Raw genomic sequence first — 15,862 nt, 5'->3', positions numbered from 1 at the left:
ATTCCGATGTCGAAGATTGATTATTCTCGCCTGAATATCCTTTTAATCGAGGATGAATCCTATACCCGCGTGATCACGCGGCGCATCCTGAATCAGATCGGCGTGCGGGAGGTGGCCGAGGCCAGAAACGGAATGGAGGGGTTGAGCGAGATTGTGCGCGCCCGACCCGATATCATTTTCTGCGACGTGAACATGGGATTCATGGACGGCTTCGAATTCCTCGAACAACTCCGCACAATTACCAGCGCCGATCTGGATCGGACCTGGGTGGTGATGCTGACCGCGGATGGAAGCTATGAGACCCGCCTGAAGGCGAGAGAGCATACCGTCGCTGGCTTCCTGCTGAAGCCGGTCAGTGTCAATCACATCCGTGAGCAGATCGATGCCATCGTTGCCAACGATGCTGAACTTGCCGCTCGTGTGCATCATGGTCTGCCGGTCGACTACAACAAAATGCGGATTTTGATTATCGATGATGAAGACTTGGTTCGGCAGACCCTGAACAAGATGCTGGCACAGCTTGGCCCGGTCACCACGGCAGAAGCCACCGACGGCATGAAAGCGCTGATGGAAGTGGCCAAGTTCAAGCCGAACCTTATCCTCTGTGACGTGCACATGAAGCCGATGGGCGGGCTGAAATTTCTCGAAGGGCTGCGGCAGCTCAATGTTAGGGGTATCGAAGACACCCCGGTTATCATGATTACCGGCGACAGCGCCGTGGATACCGTCAGCGAGGCCCAGCGGCTGAAAGTATCGGGCTATCTGATCAAGCCCACCAACATTAAGGACTTGCGCGCCCGCATTGAACACGCCATTCGCTCGACCCCCCGGCTGTTCAGCCAGGTCCGCCGATCTCTGTAGCTGGAAATGTCTTGGTGGGTTGAAACCCGATTTTCCGTTCCTATATTGTTCCGTAACGGGTGTTTCCTTTGGTCGAATGCACGCACAACCAGAAACGAAGCAAAACGAAGCCAAAGGAACGCAAACGAAGCTGAAGGAAGCCCGAACGAAAGCGGGCGAAGCCAAACGAAGCCGCGCGAAGCGAAACGAAGCATTTCCATGTCTCGGCGCGCCCGCGACAGTGGGACTCCAGGTCTTTGGCCTCGTCTGTTGCAGAAAGTCTGGTTTCCCGCTTGCGCGGCCATGACGGAAAACGCAGTAAGCCTTTGATTTATATGAAGTGAAGCGGCGGTATAATAATACCGCTGTATAAGTATCTGATTTCATTGCGCAGATCGGGTTTGACAGCGCGCCAAAAATCCTCATAGTGCGCCCCGATCCGCCCGCCGGCTGTCCGGCGGGATTTTTACTACTCTGTCAGGACGTCAGATGAAGACCTTCACCGCCAAAGAGTCCGAAGTGGACAAGAAGTGGCTGCTGATTGACGCCGATGGCCTGGTGTTGGGGCGGCTCGCCTCCCTGATCGCCATGCGTCTGCGCGGCAAGCACAAGGCCATTTTCACGCCGAACTGCGATACCGGCGACAATATCATCGTCATCAATGCCGAGAAGGTTCGCCTCACCGGCCGCAAGGCCGCGAACGAGACCTTCTACTGGCATACCGGCCATCCCGGCGGCATCAAGGGCCGCACTCTGGGTGAGGGCCTTGCCGGCAAGTATCCCGAGCGCGTGATCCTCAAGGCCGTCGAGCGCATGCTGCCGAAGGAGAGCCCGCTGGCTCGCCGTCAGCTCACCAAGCTCAAGGTCTACAAGGGCGCCGAGCATCCGCATGAGGCACAGCAGCCGGTCAAGCTGGATGTCGCCGCGCTCAATCCGAAGAACAAGAGGAACGACTAATCATGGCTGAGTCCCGCACACTCGCCGATCTGAGCCTGGGCAATGCGCAGGCCGCCGTCGCCACCAAGGCTGTCGTTGAAGAGCGCAAGGTTGACAAGCTCGGCCGCGCCTACGCCACCGGCAAGCGCAAGAACGCCATCGCCCGCGTCTGGATCAAGCCCGGCACCGGCAAGTTCACCGTGAACGGCAAGGAGAGCAACGATTACTTCGCTCGTCCCGTGCTGCGCATGCTGCTCGCCCAGCCGCTGGTGGTGACCAACCGCTCCGGCCAGTTCGACATCTACGCCACCGTCGTCGGCGGCGGCCTGTCCGGCCAGGCCGGCGCGCTGCGTCACGGCATCTCGAAGGCGCTGACCTATTTCGAGCCGACGCTGCGTCCGGCTCTGAAGGCCCAGGGCTTCCTGACCCGCGACAGCCGCGTGGTCGAGCGCAAGAAGTACGGCAAGCCGAAAGCCCGCCGCAGCTTCCAGTTCTCGAAGCGTTAATCCTTACGCTGCATTTCTGCAGCGCTGCGAAGAAGGCCGGAGCCGCAAGCTCCGGCCTTTTCTCTTTATGGCGCTGTCGCTTATGATCGTCCGGCCCAGAACGGGAGCCCGTCAGGTTCATGGATTCCGAAGCCGCTTTCCTTCTTCTCGTGCCGGCCATTCTGCTGCTGCTCGGCGCCGGCGCGCTGGCCAGCTGGTTTGAGCGCATGGCCTATGGCTGGGCCATCGGCGCCGAGAGCCTGAGCGACGAGCATCACATCAATGCCCGGGTCGAGCGCGAGCATGCGCAGAAGCGCACCGAGTTCGCGCGTCTGCGCGATGCCAAGGCCGAGCTGGATGTCGAGATCAACCTGGCGCGCAAGGAGCGCGCCAGCCTGCAGGACCAGGAGCGCCGTCTCGCCGATCGCCAGGAGAACCTGGTGTCCGAGGCCGGCTACCCGGTGCCGGGCAACAAGGGCTTCTATCTCAGGCTGGAGGGCCCGGCCGCGGTGATGCCGTTTGCCGGCCTGTCCTCCATCCCCACCGATCTGGGCGGGCGCCGGCGCGTGCGCATGGTGGTCTGGGCCATCGGTCCGGCCGAGGCCCAGACGCTGGCGCAGAACTGGGCCGGCACTGATGCGCGCATGCTGTCGATCCGGCCGTTTTACGGCACGCTGTTCTGGCACGAGGTCTGAGCCATGGATGACGTGCTGCCGATCCTGGCGTTGCTGATCGCGTTGGTGCTGGTGGGCCTGGCGCTGATCATCGCCGGCGACCGCGCGCGCCTGGGCTGGCAGCGCGCCGAGAATGAAAAGCTCGGCCGCCGCCAGCGCCAGACCGAACTCAGCGCCCGGCTCGAACAGCTCGACCGCGCCATCGCCGAGCAGACCGCCGCCATCGCCACGGCGGAACGCGAACTGGAGCGCGCGCGCACGGAGAATGATGGCCTGCGCGCCGGTCTGGATCGCGCCGAGCTGCCGTTCGTCTACACCGTCGTGCCGCTGGAAAGCCGCGACATGTATGCCCGCGTCTTCCGTTTCGCCGCGCGCAATCCGGCGCTGGGGGCCGGGTTTGCCGCGCCGGATCCGCTGGCCCAGTGGGACACCGGCCGGTTCTATGCGGTGGCGGCGACCAACCAGGCCGAGGCCCGGTCGGTGGTGGATCGCCTGCTGCCGCGGCAGAAGGGCTTCAATGTGGTTAACGTGGGCGAGACCGGGCCCGAGTCTCCGGCCGAACCGTCATAAAGCCGCATGGCTGCTCGCGAATCGGGCAGTCGACCGCGCAATTCCGACGAAACATTTCGTTGCGTTGGCAGGGCCTTTGCCTGACATTGGTCCGGGGCAACTGCTGGGAAGACCGTCGGCATGGACGCCGTCGATATCGTATCTGCGCTTCTGCCATCGCTGATCATGTTCTTCGCCGTGTCGCTCGGCGCGAACAGTCTGGAGCGGTATGTGCAGAATTATGCGCGTGGCCGTTTCGAGATCGACCGCATTGCCGGCGAGGTCGACCAGGCGCGCACGCGCATTGCTGAGATCCGCGTCGACTACGACCGCCTGCTCGAGGAGAAGGCGGAGCTCGACATGAAGCTCGCCGAAAAGCAGTCCCAGCATGGCGACATGACCGCGCGCGAGGTCGAGTTCAGCGATCAGCGCCACATGATGGTCTACGAGATCGGCATTCCGCGGCCGCAGCAGACCGGCTGGTATGTCAAGCTGATCGGTCCCGAGATGCACGAGATGTTCAGCGGGCCGGCCTCGGGCGTCTGTCCGTTTCCCGGCCGTCGCGCCGCGCGCCTGATCGTCTGGGGTATCGACAACGAGGATCAGGTGCGCCAGCGCACCAAGAAGGTGTTCGGCGCGCTGTCGGAAATCATGGTGATCCGTACCTTCAGCGGCAAGCTGAGGCTGGGCGATGTTTGATTATTCCATGACCCAGTTCATCGGTATCCTGGCGGCGGGCGCCAATATCGCCATCGCCATCATGATTATCATGCTGCTGGGCGAACGCAGCCATGCGGCCTGGACGCGCATGCGGCTGCGCTCCGAGGAGCTGATCGCCCTGCGCGAGGAGATGCGGCGCAGCGTCGAGGAAAGCCTGCGCGTGGTGCAGCAGCAGCAGGAAGAGATCGCCACGGTGAAGAACCAGATCGTGCGCGCCGAACAGGATATCGAAAGCCTGCTCAAGCGCCATCGCGAGACCGACCTGCCGGTCGGCTATACCTCCACCCCGGTGGATGTGGTCGACCGCCGCTATCGCACCTGGCGGGTGGTGGTGCGCAACACCGACCTGGGCGCCGATGCCGGCTCGTTCAGCCATCCGGCGCATCGCTGGATCGAAGGCCGCTATTACGAGGTGCCGGCGCCGAACATGGATTATGCGGTCTCCAACATGCAGAGCCGCTTCCTGCTGCGCGATGGCTTCATGGTCGAGGCGGCGCCGCTGCGCCAGCCGCTGGTCATGGTGGACGACGTGGTCGAGGCGATCTGACCGCTGGCGCAGCGCGCCGTCTTTTCCTACCATGGCTGCAGGACGCCCGGACTGACAACGGGCCGGAGGAACCGCCATGAGATACTTGTCCGCCATTGCCGCGGCGCTGGTCGCCGTTGCTGCCGCCACTGCATCCGCCCAGCCGGCGGCCTATCCCAACCGCACGATCCGCTTCGTGGTGCCGTTCGCGCCCGGCGGTTCGTCCGACATCATCTCGCGTTCGGTGGCAAGCCAGCTCTCGGTCACGCTCGGCCAGCAGGTCTATGTCGAGAACAAGGGCGGCGGCGGCGGCAACATCGCCATGGAAGAGGTCAAGCGCGCAGCGCCCGATGGCTACACGCTGATCCTCGGCCATATCGGCACGCTGGCGGTGAACCCGGCCATGTATGGCGCGAAACTGCCCTACGATCCGGTGAAGGATTTCCAGCCGGTCTCGCTGCTGGCCGTGGTGCCGAATGTGATAGCCGTGACGCCCGACCTGCCGATGAAAACCCTGGCCGATTTCGTGAAGGCGGCGAAGGACAAGCCGGGCAAGCTGAATTACGGCTCGGCCGGCAACGGCAGCGCCGGCCATCTGGCGATGGAATATTTCAAGCTGGAGGCCGGCGTCGACCTGGTGCATATCCCGTATCGCGGCACCGGGCCGATGCTGGCCGATCTGCTGGGCGGCCAGCTGGAAGCCACCTTCAACGGCATTCCGCCGATCATCAGCCAGATCAAGGCCGGCAAGCTGCGGCCGCTCGCGGTTGGGTCTGCAGCGCGAGTACCCGCATTACCAGACGTGCCGACGATCGCCGAAAGCGGCTATCCGGGTTTCGAGACCTCGCAGTGGTACGGCCTGATGGCGCCGGCCGGCACGCCGCGCCCGATCATCGACCAACTGCAGCAGGCGGTGGCGAAAGCACTGGCCAGCGACGATACCAAAAAGCGGATCAGCGACGATGGCGGCGTGATCGCCGGCGGCACGCCGGAGCAGTTTGCGGCGCTGATCGCCAAGGAGAAGGAGCGGTGGGCCAAGGTGGTGGCCACCGCGAAGATCCAGCCGGATTGACCTTAGTTGGGAGCAATATGATATTCTTATAAAATATAAATGGGGGGTTCAATGTTAAGAGAAGATCTCAGCAACGCTGTGTTTGAAATCCTTGATGCATTGAAAATGGCGAAAGTGTTTGAGGCCATAACTGCGCTAGTTGCTCAAGAGGGTAATGCTAATTCTAGACTGAACATCGAGCACTCCGACCAAATTCTTACTTCGTTCTCAGAATATAAACGTCGAGCCCTGGAATTTTCTGAATCTGCAAAGTCACTGGTTGAGATTTTCGAACTTGAACAGTTTGAACAAGCAAAATGGTGGGCAGGCCTAATTCACCGATCACCCGAAAAACAAGATGGAGCGTCCTTTCGAAGAATCTTATATGCCGCGCATCACAAACTATCTACGGCGCGAGAGTTTTTGCCGCAAATTGTTTCGTTGTTAGCCAGAAATGATCGGCCATCAGAAGACGCTGGTATTGAGATTATCGAGCTTCGTTTTCCTGATAAGGAAGATGAATCTGTCACGGCGGCCAATTTATGCGATGCGCTACAAGGGTTGAATGAAGTTTATAAAAATATAAGCAGGCTTGCGGGCCTTGCGGATTCTGAACTGCGTATTGCTTCATTGGACTCTGGTAGTGATAAGAAAGTAAAATTAAAAGGCTTTGCTGGGCAGATTAACGCGACAAAAGATTTGTTGCGTGAGTGTTGGCAGAAATTAGTTTTTCACGACGAGATGCAAGTTGAAAAACAGCTAAAGGTAATTATTGGCAGTCTGGATGTTTATGAGAAGCTTCATGCTATGGAGAAAAAGAAATCAATCTCAAAAGAAGAATCTGAGCTTGTGAAGCGCGGTATTATGGCTGGCTTGAATAGGTTTCTTTCATCGGGAGCTACAACTGAAGAACTTTCTGGAACTCAGTCTCTTCCTCCACTATTAGATGTTGTGCCTCATAAGCCCCGTTTGCTTTCTCATGCAAACTCAAAGGGGAGAAAAAAATTAAAAAATACGAGCGATCTTCCGCCTAGTGAAGAGCCTAAATAAAACTACCGGTTCAGTTCCTTCATCCCGCGCTCCAGCCCTTCGAGAGTAAGCGGGAACATGCGGTTGGTCATCAGCTGGCGCACCACCTGCACCGAAGGCGTGAAGTCCCAGTATTTTTCCTGCACCGGGTTGAGCCAGATCGCCTTCGGATAGGTGTCCAGCAGACGCTGCATCCACACCGAACCGGCTTCCTCGTTCCAGTGCTCGACGCTGCCGCCGGGCTGTACGATCTCGTATGGCGACATCGTTGCGTCGCCGACGAAGATGATTTTGTAGTCGTGCTGGTAGGTGCGCAGCACTTCATGCGTGGGCGTGAATTCGCTGTGGCGGCGCCGGTTGTCCTTCCACAGCTTTTCGTAGACGCAGTTATGGAAGTAGAAGAATTCCATATGCTTGAACTCGGCGCGCGCCGCCGAGAACAGCTCTTCCGTCACCCGGATATGGTCGTCCATCGAGCCGCCGATATCGAACAGCAGTAGCACCTTCACCTTGTTGTGGCGCTCGGGCACCAGCTTGATGTCGAGATAGCCGGCATTGGCGGCGGTCGAGCGGATGGTATCGGGCAGGTCGAGTTCCATCTCGGCGCCCTCTCGGGCGAATTTGCGCAGGCGCCGCATCGCCACCTTGATGTTGCGGGTGCCAAGCTCGACGCTGTCGTCCAGGTTCTTGTATTCGCGCTTGTCCCACACCTTCACGGCACGGCGGTTGCGCGACTTGTCCTGGCCGATGCGTACGCCTTCGGGGTTGTAGCCATAGGCGCCAAAGGGCGACGTCCCGGCGGTGCCGATCCATTTGTTGCCGCCCTGGTGCCGGCCCTGTTGTTCTTCCAGACGCTGTTTCAGCGTCTCCATCAGCTTGTCCCAGCCGCCCAGCGCCTCGATCTGGGCTTTCTCTTCCTCGGTCAGCACCTTCTCGGCGAGCCGCCGCAGCCATTCCTCCGGAATCTCGGCTGTGATTTCCGCACCGGCTTCCCCGGCGCCGACAAACGAGAGCCCGTTGAAGCACTGGCCGAAGACGCGATCGAATTTGTCGAGGTTGCGCTCGTCCTTCACCAAAGCGGTGCGGGCGAGGTAGTAGAAATTCTCGACGCTGTATTCCGGCACGCCCTTGTGCATCGCCTCGATCAGGGTGAGGTATTCCCGCAGGGTGGCGGGCACCTTGGCCTTGCGCAGTTCGAGGAAGAAGGTGATGAACATGCCGGGGCGCCTTTCTCTGCCTTGGCTCCGGGGCTTAACCGCGTTCGCGCCGCGAGATAAAGGCCAGACGCTCGAACAGATGCACGTCCTGCTCGTTCTTCAGCAGCGCGCCGGCCAGCGGCGGGATCAATTTGCCCTGGTCCTTGCTGCGTAGCGCTTCCGGCGGCAGGTCTTCCGCCATCAGCAGCTTGAGCCAGTCGAGCAGCTCGGAGGTCGAAGGCTTCTTCTTCAGGCCGGGCGTCTCGCGGATGTCGTAGAAGACATTCAACGCATCGCGCACCAGGCTCTTCTGCACGCCGGGGTAATGCACCTCGATGATCTCTTCCATGGTCTCGCGCTCGGGGAAGCGGATGTAGTGGAAGAAGCAGCGGCGCAGGAAGGCGTCAGGCAGTTCCTTTTCGTTGTTCGAGGTGATGATCAGGATCGGGCGGATTGCCGCCTTCACCGTCTCGCCGGTCTCGTAGACGAAGAATTCCATGCGGTCGAGTTCGAGCAGCAGGTCGTTGGGGAATTCGATATCGGCCTTGTCGATCTCGTCGATCAGCAGCACCGGGCGCTGCTCGGCCGTGAAGGCCTCCCACAGCTTGCCCTTCTTGATGTAGTTGCGGATGTCGCGCACACGCTCGTCGCCGAGCTGGCTGTCGCGCAGACGCGAGACGGCGTCGTATTCATACAGGCCCTGCTGCGCCTTGGTGGTCGACTTCACATGCCAGGTCAGCAGCGGGGCGTTCAGCGCCTTGGCGATCTCGATGGCCAGCACGGTCTTGCCGGTGCCGGGCTCACCTTTGACCAACAACGGCCGCTCCAGGGTGATGGCGGCGTTCACCGCGACCTTCAGGTCATTGGTGGCGACATAGGACTCGGTACCGGTGAACTTCATGCGACGTTTCCCACTGGCGGCTGTAAGCAATGGCAAAGACGCTAGGTCGCAGGCCCCGCTGGCGCAAGCCGTGACGTAACGTCAATCGCAGCCGGCCCGCGAAGGCGGCGGATCAGTTGGTGGTTTTGTAATTGACGCAGATCTTGGATTTTTCGATCTCGTCGATCGCGTCGCCGGTATTGCCGCAGACTCCCGCGGTGGCATCCTGCGCGTTGACGCAGAGCAGCGAGCAGTCCTGGCAGACGCCGAATTCCACCATCTGGTGGCGGGACTGCAGATCGTGCAGCAGGCGGGTCAGGCCCTTGACCATCTCGGCGCCCAGCTCGTCGGCAATCTCGGTGCTGGCCCGTTCCAGGGTCTGCATCGGGTCATTGCCCAGCATCGTCTGGCCGGCCTCGGTCAGGCAGAGATCCACCTGGCGGCGGTCGTCGGTTTTTTTGCAGCGGGTGATCAGGCCCTTGTTCTCAAGCGCGATCAGGGTCTGGGAGACGGTCCCTTTGGTGGCGCCGAGGTATTCGGCCAGGGCCGTGGGGGAGCGGGAATACTTGTTGGCCTGGGCGATGAACCGCAGGGCTTCCCATTGCGCCGGGTTCAGGCCATTGGCGAACTGCAGCTCGCGGGTGAGGCGGCTCAGGCGGTCAAGCAGGATGATAACACGTTGAGCGAGAACGGCTTTTCCGGCTCCGCCGGCGCCATGGCCCGGGTCATCGGTATCGATACGCGGTTGCGGGGTGACAGGCATCACAGTTTTGTTTCGACTCGCTAATACCGCTTGCTGTGGGAACAGGGCGAGGCGTATCGTGTTTTTTGTAGCGACCCGATACTACTTGCCATTTGCCCGGCGACCAGCACCAGCAACCTAGTGCACCCTCGGGTAAAAGTCGATGGAGGACATACAAATGGCCATCGCATCTGCCCCCCGGACCCTGGACGGCGCCGACCGGCGCTATCTTTCGACCGTCATGACCAAGGCCCTGCTCAGCGAGGAAGAGGAACTCGACCTCGCCCGGCGCTGGCGCAACAACGGCGACCAGCGTGCCATGCAGAAGCTGGTAACGGCGTATCTGCGCCTGGTCGTGGCCACTTCGACCCGTTTCCGCAATTACGGCCTGCCGATGCCCGACCTGATCCAGGAAGGCAATATCGGTCTGATGCTGGCCGTGAACCGTTTCGACCCCGAGCGCGGCGTGCGGTTCTCCACCTATGCCGCCTGGTGGATCCGCTCGTCGATCCAGGAATATGTGCTGCGCAACTGGTCGATCGTGCGTTCCGGAACGTCCGCCGGCCAGAAGGCGCTGTTCTTCAACCTGCGCTGGCTGCGCGCCAAGCTGGAGCGCGCCGGCGGCGGCACAGCCCAGCTGGACAATGCCTCGCGCGACGAGATCGCCAAGGCCCTGAAGGTTTCGCCGGCCGACGTCACCACCATGGCGCAGCGCTTGGCGGCCCGCGATCATTCGTTGAATGAGACCGTGGGCGGCGAGGAGGGCGGCGACGCGTTCCAGGATTTCCTGGTCGATCCGGGCCCGAATCCCGAGGAAATCGTCACCACCAAGATGGATGGCGGCCAGCGCCATGTCTGGCTGACGGAATCGCTGAAGGAGCTCAGCCCGCGTGAACAGCTGATCATCGTCGAGCGTATGCTCAACGATGAGAAGGCGACGCTGGAAGAGCTGGGCGGGCGCCTCGGCGTCACCAAGGAGCGTGTGCGCCAGATCGAGACCAAGGCCTTCCGCAAGCTGCAGATGGCCGTGCATCGCAAGGCCAAGCAGGCTGGCGAAAAGATCATCGGCCAGCTGGAAGACCTGAGCGCCCTGAGCCCGGCCTGAAAACCCGGTCGCGGTTACCCTAAATTCGCCCACCCCTGCTTGACATCGGGGTGGGCGACGGGTAAACCGCCGCCTGCCGCGGGGGTGTAGCTCAGTTGGTTAGAGCGCCGGCCTGTCACGCCGGAGGTCGCGGGTTCAAGTCCCGTCACTCTCGCCATTTCCCCGCGGGCCCTTCTTCCTGAAAATCCGAACTGTCCTGACCGCCTCCGGGCCGGTCCGAATCCACTCCGCCGTAGGCGGATCGATTCGGCCATCGGTAAGTTGCGAGGCGTTCTCAGAAAGCCGAAAATCGGTTTTCAGCCGGCAACTTGCGGGCTTTTTTGCCGCACGGACGCGTGTTGCGGCGCGGCACGGAACCGGCTAGAACAGCCACGAACTCGGGCGGGGTGGGACCGGTCCGGGACTTAGTTGTTTTTTCGGAGGGGAATGACCGTGGACGCCCTGCTGCGGGAATATCTGCCGATCCTGCTTTTCCTTGGCCTTGCCATCGTGCTGGCTGTGGTTCTGGCCCTGCTGCCCTTTGTGGCCGCCAAACGCGCGCCGGACCCCGAGAAGAATTCCACCTACGAATGCGGCTTCGAGCCGTTCGGCGATTCGCGCAAGCAGTTCGACGTGCGCTTCTACCTGGTCGCCATCCTGTTCATCATTTTCGATTTGGAAGTGGCCTTCCTGTTCCCCTGGGCGATCAGCCTGGGCGAGATCGGCGTCTATGGCTTCTGGTCGATGATGATTTTCCTGGGCGTGCTGACCGTCGGCTTTATTTACGAGTGGAAGAAGGGGGCTCTGGAATGGGAGTGAGCAACACCATGCAGGTGGCCCCCAAGAACGCTCCTGGGACGAGCACGGCCATTCAGGCCGGCGGCTCGCAGGATGAATTCTTCAAGGACATTTCCGACGAGCTGGCCGACAAGGGCGTGGTGATTTCCTCGCTCGACAAGCTGGCCAACTGGGCCCGTACCGGGTCGCTCTGGCCGATGACCTTCGGCCTGGCCTGCTGCGGCGTCGAGATGATCCACGCCTATATGGCGCGCTACGATCTCGACCGTTTCGGCTCGATGCCGCGGGCCTCGCCCCGCCAGTCCGACGTGATGATCGTTGCCGGCACGCTGACCAACAAGATGGCGCCGGCGTTGCGCAAGCTCTACGACCAGATGGCCGAGCCGCGCTACGTCATCTCGATGGGCAGCTGCGCCAATGGGGGCGGCTATTATCACTATTCCTATTCGGTGGTGCGCGGTTGTGACCGTATCGTGCCCGTCGACGTCTATGTGCCGGGCTGCCCGCCGACCGCGGAAGCGCTGATCTACGGTCTTCTGCAGTTGCAGAAGAAGATCATCCGCACCGGCACCATCGCCCGCTGAAGAGAGCCCCATGACCGACAGCAACGCTCTCCGCGATCTGGGTGACCATGTCGCCGCCCGTCTGTCCGGCGCCGTGCTGGACAGCGTGATCACTCATGGCGAGCTGACCATCCAGGTGCCGGCCGAGCGCATCGTCGAGGTGATGACCTTCCTGCGCGACGATGCCAAATGCCAGTTCATCGAGCTGGTCGACATCACCGGCCTCGACTGGCCGGAGCGCGCGAAACGCTTTGACGTCGTCTATCACCTGCTGAGCATGACGCTGAACCAGCGCATCCGCCTGAAGGTGCAGACCGACGAAGAAACCCCGGTGCCGTCCATCGTCGGCGTCTACTCGGCCGCCAACTGGTTCGAGCGCGAGACCTGGGACATGTATGGCGTGATGTTCTCCGGCCATCCGGACCTGCGCCGTATCCTGTCGGATTACGGTTTCGAGGGGCATCCGCTGCGCAAGGATTTCCCGCTCACCGGTTATATCGAAGTCCGTTACGACGAGGCGCAGAAGCGCGTGGTCTACGAGCCCGTGCAGCTGACGCAGGAATTCCGCCGCTTCGATTTCATGAGCCCGTGGGAAGGTGCGAAATACGTGCTGCCGGGCGATGAGAAGGCGGCGGGCGAGGGGCAGAAGTAATGGCCGAAGTCACGATCGCCAACTACATGGTCAATTTCGGGCCGCAGCATCCGGCGGCCCACGGCGTGCTGCGTCTGGTGATGGAACTCGATGGCGAGATCGTCGAGCGCTGCGATCCGCATATCGGCCTGCTGCATCGCGGCACCGAGAAACTGATCGAGCACAAGACCTATCTGCAGGCGGTGCCGTATTTCGATCGCCTCGATTACGTCGCGCCGATGAACCAGGAGCATGCTTTCGCCCTGGCCGTGGAGAAGCTGCTCGGCCTGGAAGTGCCGGCGCGCGGCCAGGCCGTGCGCGTGCTGTTCGCCGAGATCGGCCGTCTGCTCAACCATCTGCTGAACGTGACCACTCATGCTCTCGATTGCGGCGCCATGACGCCGGCGCTCTGGGGCTTCGAGGAACGCGAGAAGCTGATGGAATTCTACGAGGGCGTTTCCGGCGCCCGCATGCATGCGGCCTATTTCCGTCCCGGCGGCGTGCACCAGGATCTGCCCAAGGGCATGGACGAGGCCATCGTCAAATACCTGCCGCGCATGCTGAAGGTGATCGACGATATCGAAGGCCTTCTCACCGAGAACCGCATCTATCGCCAGCGCAACGTCGATATCGGCGTCATCAGCGCCAAGGATGCGATGGACTGGAGCTTCTCCGGCGTCATGCTGCGGGGCTCGGGCGTCGCCTGGGATCTGCGCAAGTCGCAGCCCTATGACGGTTACGAGAAGTATGATTTCGACATCCCGATCGGCAAGAACGGCGACTGTTTCGACCGCTATCTCTGCCGCATCGAGGAAATGCGCCAGAGCGCCAAGATCGTCGAGCAGGTGGTTGCCGCCATGCCGACCGGCCCGGTCGCGTCCGACGATCGCAAGGTCGTGCCGCCCAGCCGCGGCGAGATGAAGCGCTCGATGGAGGCGCTGATCCATCACTTCAAGCTTTACACCGAGGGCTATCACGTGCCCGAGGGCGAGGCTTATGCCGCCGTCGAAGCCCCCAAGGGCGAATTCGGCGTTTACCTGGTATCCGACGGCTCGAACAAGCCGTATCGCTGCCGCATCCGCGCGCCGGGCTTCCCGCATCTGCAGGCCACCGACTTTATGTCGAAGGGCTACATGCTGGCCGACGCGGTCTCCATCGTCGGCAACATGGATATCGTGTTCGGAGAGATCGACCGATGAGTGGCGTCCATATCGCACCGCCCGAGCTTCAGCCGGCCAGCTTCGCCTTCACGGCGGAAAGCATGGAACTGGCGAAGATGCATATCGCCAAGTATCCGGCTGGCCGCCAGCAGAGCGCGGTGATGCCGCTGCTGGATATCGCGCAGCGCCAGCATGACAACTGGGTGCCGCAGGCCGCGATCCGTTATATCGCCGATCTGCTGGGCATGCCGTCGATCCGCGTGCTCGAAGTCGCCAGCTTCTACACGATGTACAACCTGGCCCCGGTGGGGAAGCATTTCGTGCAGGTCTGCACGACCACGCCCTGCTGGCTCGCCGGTTCCGACAAGGTGCTGAGCGCTTGCAAGAAACATCTCGGCCTCAATCCGGGCGAGACCTCGGCCGACGGCCAGTTCACCGTGATCGAGGTGGAATGCCTGGGCGCCTGCGTGAATGCGCCGATGCTGCAGTATAACGACGACTTCTTCGAGGACCTCAACGAAGAGTCGACCGGCAGGATTCTGGAAGCGCTGAAGCGCGGCGAAACGCCGAAGCCCGGCCCGCAGAATGGCCGCCTGTCATCCGAGCCGCTCGGCGGCGCGACGACTCTCACCACTTTCAATCCCGCGGTTTCGGCCGGCGGGAATGACGACTGAGGCGGAGCCAGACCATGCTTCAGGATAAAGACCGCATCTTCACCAATCTCTACGGCCAGCAGTCGTGGCGCCTCGAGGCTGCCCGCAAGCGGGGCGACTGGGACAACACCAAGGCCATTCTCGACAAAGGCCAGGACTGGATCATCGAGGAGATGAAGAAGTCCGGCCTGCGCGGTCGCGGCGGCGCCGGTTTCCCCACCGGCCTGAAATGGTCGTTCATGCCCAAGCAGTCTGACGGGCGCCCCAGCTATCTCGTCGTCAATGCCGACGAAGGCGAGCCGGGCACCTGCAAGGACCGCGACATGATGCGCCACGATCCGCACAAGCTGGTCGAAGGCTGCCTGGTCGCCGGTTTCGCCATGCGCGCAGTTGCCGCTTACATCTATATCCGCGGCGAGTTCTACCGCGAAGCCGAGAATCTGCAGGGTGCGATCGACGAAGCCTATGCCGCCGGCCTGATCGGCAAGAATGCCTGCGGTTCGGGTTACGACTTCGATGTCTTCGTGCATCGCGGTGCCGGCGCTTATATCTGCGGCGAGGAAACCGCGCTGATCGAAAGCCTGGAAGGCAAGAAGGGCCAGCCGCGCCTGAAGCCGCCATTCCCGGCCAATATGGGCGTCTGGGGCTGCCCCACCACCGTGAACAACGTCGAGAGCATCGCGGTGGCGCCGACCATCCTGCGGCGCGGCGGCGACTGGTTCGCCGGCATCGGCCGTCCGAACAACACCGGCACCAAGGTCTTCTGCATCTCCGGCCATGTGAACAAGCCGTGCAATGTCGAAGAAGAGATGGGCATTCCGCTGAAGGAGCTCATCGAGAAGCATGCCGGCGGCGTGCGTGGCGGCTGGGACAACCTGCTGGCCATCATCCCGGGCGGTTCATCCGTGCCGCTGCTGCCCAAGGCGATCTGCGACGATGTGCTGATGGATTTCGATAGCCTGCGCGCCCAGCGCTCGGGCCTCGGCACCGCGGCCGTCATCGTCATGGACAAGTCGACCGACGTGGTACGCGCCATCGCGCGCCTGTCGAAATTCTACAAGCATGAATCCTGTGGCCAGTGCACGCCGTGCCGTGAAGGCACCGGCTGGATGTGGCGCGTGATGGAGCGTCTCGTGCAGGGCAAGGCCGAGAAGCGCGAAATCGACATGCTACTCGAAGTCACCACGCAGGTGGAAGGCCATACGATCTGCGCGCTCGGCGATGCCGCGGCTTGGCCGATCCAGGGCCTGATCCGGCATTTCCGCGGCGAGATCGAACGTCGCATCGATGCGTATCATACGGGCGCGCCGGTTCTGCCGGCGGCGGCCGAGTAGGCGGGGAAGGG

General features: G+C 61.7%; 19 protein-coding genes and 1 tRNA gene. 17 read left to right on the top strand and 3 right to left on the bottom strand.

The window, feature by feature from the left end; translation table 11 throughout:
- The first annotated feature begins 6 nt into the window (after positions 1–6).
- The 9 genes from AC1ROB_RS13225 to AC1ROB_RS13185 all read left to right on the top strand — a co-directional run bounded on the left by AC1ROB_RS13225 (position 7) and on the right by AC1ROB_RS13185 (position 6,831).
- Positions 7–861: a response regulator gene (locus tag AC1ROB_RS13225; protein WP_492970681.1), complete on the top strand. Its 855-nt coding sequence runs from the start codon at positions 7–9 to the stop codon at positions 859–861.
- A gap of 468 nt (positions 862–1,329) precedes the next feature.
- Positions 1,330–1,797: a 50S ribosomal protein L13 gene (gene rplM, locus AC1ROB_RS13220; protein ID WP_492970682.1), complete on the top strand. Its 468-nt coding sequence runs from the start codon at positions 1,330–1,332 to the stop codon at positions 1,795–1,797.
- Positions 1,798–1,799: 2 nt separating this feature from the next.
- Positions 1,800–2,282, top strand: a complete 483-nt coding sequence (gene rpsI, locus AC1ROB_RS13215) for a 30S ribosomal protein S9 (RefSeq protein ID WP_492970683.1) — start codon at positions 1,800–1,802, stop codon at positions 2,280–2,282.
- A gap of 119 nt (positions 2,283–2,401) precedes the next feature.
- On the top strand, positions 2,402–2,956 hold the full coding sequence (locus AC1ROB_RS13210) for a hypothetical protein (protein ID WP_492970684.1): 555 nt from the start codon (positions 2,402–2,404) through the stop codon (positions 2,954–2,956).
- A gap of 3 nt (positions 2,957–2,959) precedes the next feature.
- On the top strand, positions 2,960–3,505 hold the full coding sequence (locus tag AC1ROB_RS13205; protein ID WP_492970685.1) for a hypothetical protein: 546 nt from the start codon (positions 2,960–2,962) through the stop codon (positions 3,503–3,505).
- Positions 3,506–3,625: 120 nt separating this feature from the next.
- Positions 3,626–4,183, top strand: coding sequence for a hypothetical protein (locus AC1ROB_RS13200; protein WP_492970686.1), 558 nt, complete (start codon positions 3,626–3,628; stop codon positions 4,181–4,183).
- A 7-nt stretch (positions 4,184–4,190) separates the two neighbouring features.
- Complete coding sequence (locus AC1ROB_RS13195) at positions 4,191–4,751, top strand: hypothetical protein (RefSeq protein ID WP_492970687.1); 561 nt, start codon at positions 4,191–4,193, stop codon at positions 4,749–4,751.
- 76 nt (positions 4,752–4,827) lie between these two features.
- The gene (locus tag AC1ROB_RS13190; protein WP_492970688.1) at positions 4,828–5,802 is read left to right on the top strand and encodes a Bug family tripartite tricarboxylate transporter substrate binding protein; all 975 of its coding nucleotides are present in this window, start codon (positions 4,828–4,830) and stop codon (positions 5,800–5,802) included.
- Between the two features lie 51 nt (positions 5,803–5,853).
- Positions 5,854–6,831, top strand: a complete 978-nt coding sequence (locus tag AC1ROB_RS13185) for a hypothetical protein (RefSeq protein ID WP_492970689.1) — start codon at positions 5,854–5,856, stop codon at positions 6,829–6,831.
- Between the two features lie 2 nt (positions 6,832–6,833).
- On the opposite strand, the gene AC1ROB_RS13180 is transcribed toward AC1ROB_RS13185, so the two are convergent.
- The 3 genes from AC1ROB_RS13180 to AC1ROB_RS13170 all read right to left on the bottom strand — a co-directional run bounded on the left by AC1ROB_RS13180 (position 6,834) and on the right by AC1ROB_RS13170 (position 9,649).
- Positions 6,834–8,027, bottom strand: coding sequence for a vWA domain-containing protein (locus tag AC1ROB_RS13180; protein ID WP_492970690.1), 1,194 nt, complete (start codon positions 8,025–8,027; stop codon positions 6,834–6,836).
- A 34-nt stretch (positions 8,028–8,061) separates the two neighbouring features.
- Complete coding sequence (locus AC1ROB_RS13175; RefSeq protein ID WP_492970691.1) at positions 8,062–8,907, bottom strand: AAA family ATPase; 846 nt, start codon at positions 8,905–8,907, stop codon at positions 8,062–8,064.
- A 112-nt stretch (positions 8,908–9,019) separates the two neighbouring features.
- On the bottom strand, positions 9,020–9,649 hold the full coding sequence (locus AC1ROB_RS13170) for a MarR family winged helix-turn-helix transcriptional regulator (RefSeq protein WP_492970692.1): 630 nt from the start codon (positions 9,647–9,649) through the stop codon (positions 9,020–9,022).
- A gap of 157 nt (positions 9,650–9,806) precedes the next feature.
- Here AC1ROB_RS13170 and AC1ROB_RS13165 point away from each other — a divergent pair, with 157 nt between their 5' ends.
- From AC1ROB_RS13165 to nuoF, 8 genes are all read left to right on the top strand, one after another.
- Positions 9,807–10,733 (top strand): RNA polymerase factor sigma-32, encoded by a 927-nt coding sequence (locus AC1ROB_RS13165; protein WP_492970693.1) that lies wholly within the window; start codon positions 9,807–9,809, stop codon positions 10,731–10,733.
- 80 nt (positions 10,734–10,813) lie between these two features.
- A tRNA-Asp gene (locus tag AC1ROB_RS13160) sits at positions 10,814–10,890 on the top strand.
- Between the two features lie 275 nt (positions 10,891–11,165).
- Positions 11,166–11,531 (top strand): NADH-quinone oxidoreductase subunit A, encoded by a 366-nt coding sequence (locus AC1ROB_RS13155; RefSeq protein WP_492970768.1) that lies wholly within the window; start codon positions 11,166–11,168, stop codon positions 11,529–11,531.
- A complete protein-coding gene (locus AC1ROB_RS13150; RefSeq protein WP_492970694.1) occupies positions 11,522–12,094 on the top strand; it encodes a NuoB/complex I 20 kDa subunit family protein in 573 nt (190 codons plus the stop codon). The genes AC1ROB_RS13155 and AC1ROB_RS13150 overlap by 10 nt, the downstream gene beginning before the upstream one ends.
- A gap of 10 nt (positions 12,095–12,104) precedes the next feature.
- Entirely contained in the window at positions 12,105–12,725 is a 621-nt protein-coding gene (locus AC1ROB_RS13145) for an NADH-quinone oxidoreductase subunit C (RefSeq protein ID WP_492970695.1), read from the top strand.
- Positions 12,725–13,903, top strand: a complete 1,179-nt coding sequence (locus tag AC1ROB_RS13140) for an NADH-quinone oxidoreductase subunit D (protein ID WP_492970696.1) — start codon at positions 12,725–12,727, stop codon at positions 13,901–13,903. The genes AC1ROB_RS13145 and AC1ROB_RS13140 overlap by 1 nt, the downstream gene beginning before the upstream one ends.
- On the top strand, positions 13,900–14,538 hold the full coding sequence (nuoE, locus tag AC1ROB_RS13135; protein WP_492970697.1) for an NADH-quinone oxidoreductase subunit NuoE: 639 nt from the start codon (positions 13,900–13,902) through the stop codon (positions 14,536–14,538). The genes AC1ROB_RS13140 and nuoE overlap by 4 nt, the downstream gene beginning before the upstream one ends.
- A 14-nt stretch (positions 14,539–14,552) precedes the next feature.
- A complete protein-coding gene (gene nuoF / locus AC1ROB_RS13130) occupies positions 14,553–15,851 on the top strand; it encodes an NADH-quinone oxidoreductase subunit NuoF (RefSeq protein ID WP_492970698.1) in 1,299 nt (432 codons plus the stop codon).
- The last annotated feature ends 11 nt before the right edge of the window (positions 15,852–15,862 follow it).

The sequence above is a fragment of the Ferrovibrio sp. GW821-FHT12F09 genome (assembly GCF_058806775.1).
This window is presented reverse-complemented; position numbering and strand designations above follow the sequence as displayed.

Coding starts and splice junctions, on each gene's coding strand:
- nuoE (WP_492970697.1), top strand. CDS start 13,900: ATGAGTGGCGTCCATATCGCACCGCCCGAGCTTCAGCCGGCCAGCTTC.
- AC1ROB_RS13165 (WP_492970693.1), top strand. CDS start 9,807: ATGGCCATCGCATCTGCCCCCCGGACCCTGGACGGCGCCGACCGGCGC.
- AC1ROB_RS13170 (WP_492970692.1), bottom strand. CDS start 9,649: ATGCCTGTCACCCCGCAACCGCGTATCGATACCGATGACCCGGGCCAT.
- AC1ROB_RS13195 (WP_492970687.1), top strand. CDS start 4,191: ATGACCCAGTTCATCGGTATCCTGGCGGCGGGCGCCAATATCGCCATC.
- AC1ROB_RS13205 (WP_492970685.1), top strand. CDS start 2,960: ATGGATGACGTGCTGCCGATCCTGGCGTTGCTGATCGCGTTGGTGCTG.
- AC1ROB_RS13185 (WP_492970689.1), top strand. CDS start 5,854: ATGTTAAGAGAAGATCTCAGCAACGCTGTGTTTGAAATCCTTGATGCA.
- AC1ROB_RS13200 (WP_492970686.1), top strand. CDS start 3,626: ATGGACGCCGTCGATATCGTATCTGCGCTTCTGCCATCGCTGATCATG.
- AC1ROB_RS13145 (WP_492970695.1), top strand. CDS start 12,105: ATGACCGACAGCAACGCTCTCCGCGATCTGGGTGACCATGTCGCCGCC.
- AC1ROB_RS13210 (WP_492970684.1), top strand. CDS start 2,402: ATGGATTCCGAAGCCGCTTTCCTTCTTCTCGTGCCGGCCATTCTGCTG.
- rpsI (WP_492970683.1), top strand. CDS start 1,800: ATGGCTGAGTCCCGCACACTCGCCGATCTGAGCCTGGGCAATGCGCAG.
- AC1ROB_RS13175 (WP_492970691.1), bottom strand. CDS start 8,907: ATGAAGTTCACCGGTACCGAGTCCTATGTCGCCACCAATGACCTGAAG.
- AC1ROB_RS13150 (WP_492970694.1), top strand. CDS start 11,522: ATGGGAGTGAGCAACACCATGCAGGTGGCCCCCAAGAACGCTCCTGGG.
- rplM (WP_492970682.1), top strand. CDS start 1,330: ATGAAGACCTTCACCGCCAAAGAGTCCGAAGTGGACAAGAAGTGGCTG.
- nuoF (WP_492970698.1), top strand. CDS start 14,553: ATGCTTCAGGATAAAGACCGCATCTTCACCAATCTCTACGGCCAGCAG.
- AC1ROB_RS13140 (WP_492970696.1), top strand. CDS start 12,725: ATGGCCGAAGTCACGATCGCCAACTACATGGTCAATTTCGGGCCGCAG.
- AC1ROB_RS13190 (WP_492970688.1), top strand. CDS start 4,828: ATGAGATACTTGTCCGCCATTGCCGCGGCGCTGGTCGCCGTTGCTGCC.
- AC1ROB_RS13180 (WP_492970690.1), bottom strand. CDS start 8,027: ATGTTCATCACCTTCTTCCTCGAACTGCGCAAGGCCAAGGTGCCCGCC.
- AC1ROB_RS13225 (WP_492970681.1), top strand. CDS start 7: ATGTCGAAGATTGATTATTCTCGCCTGAATATCCTTTTAATCGAGGAT.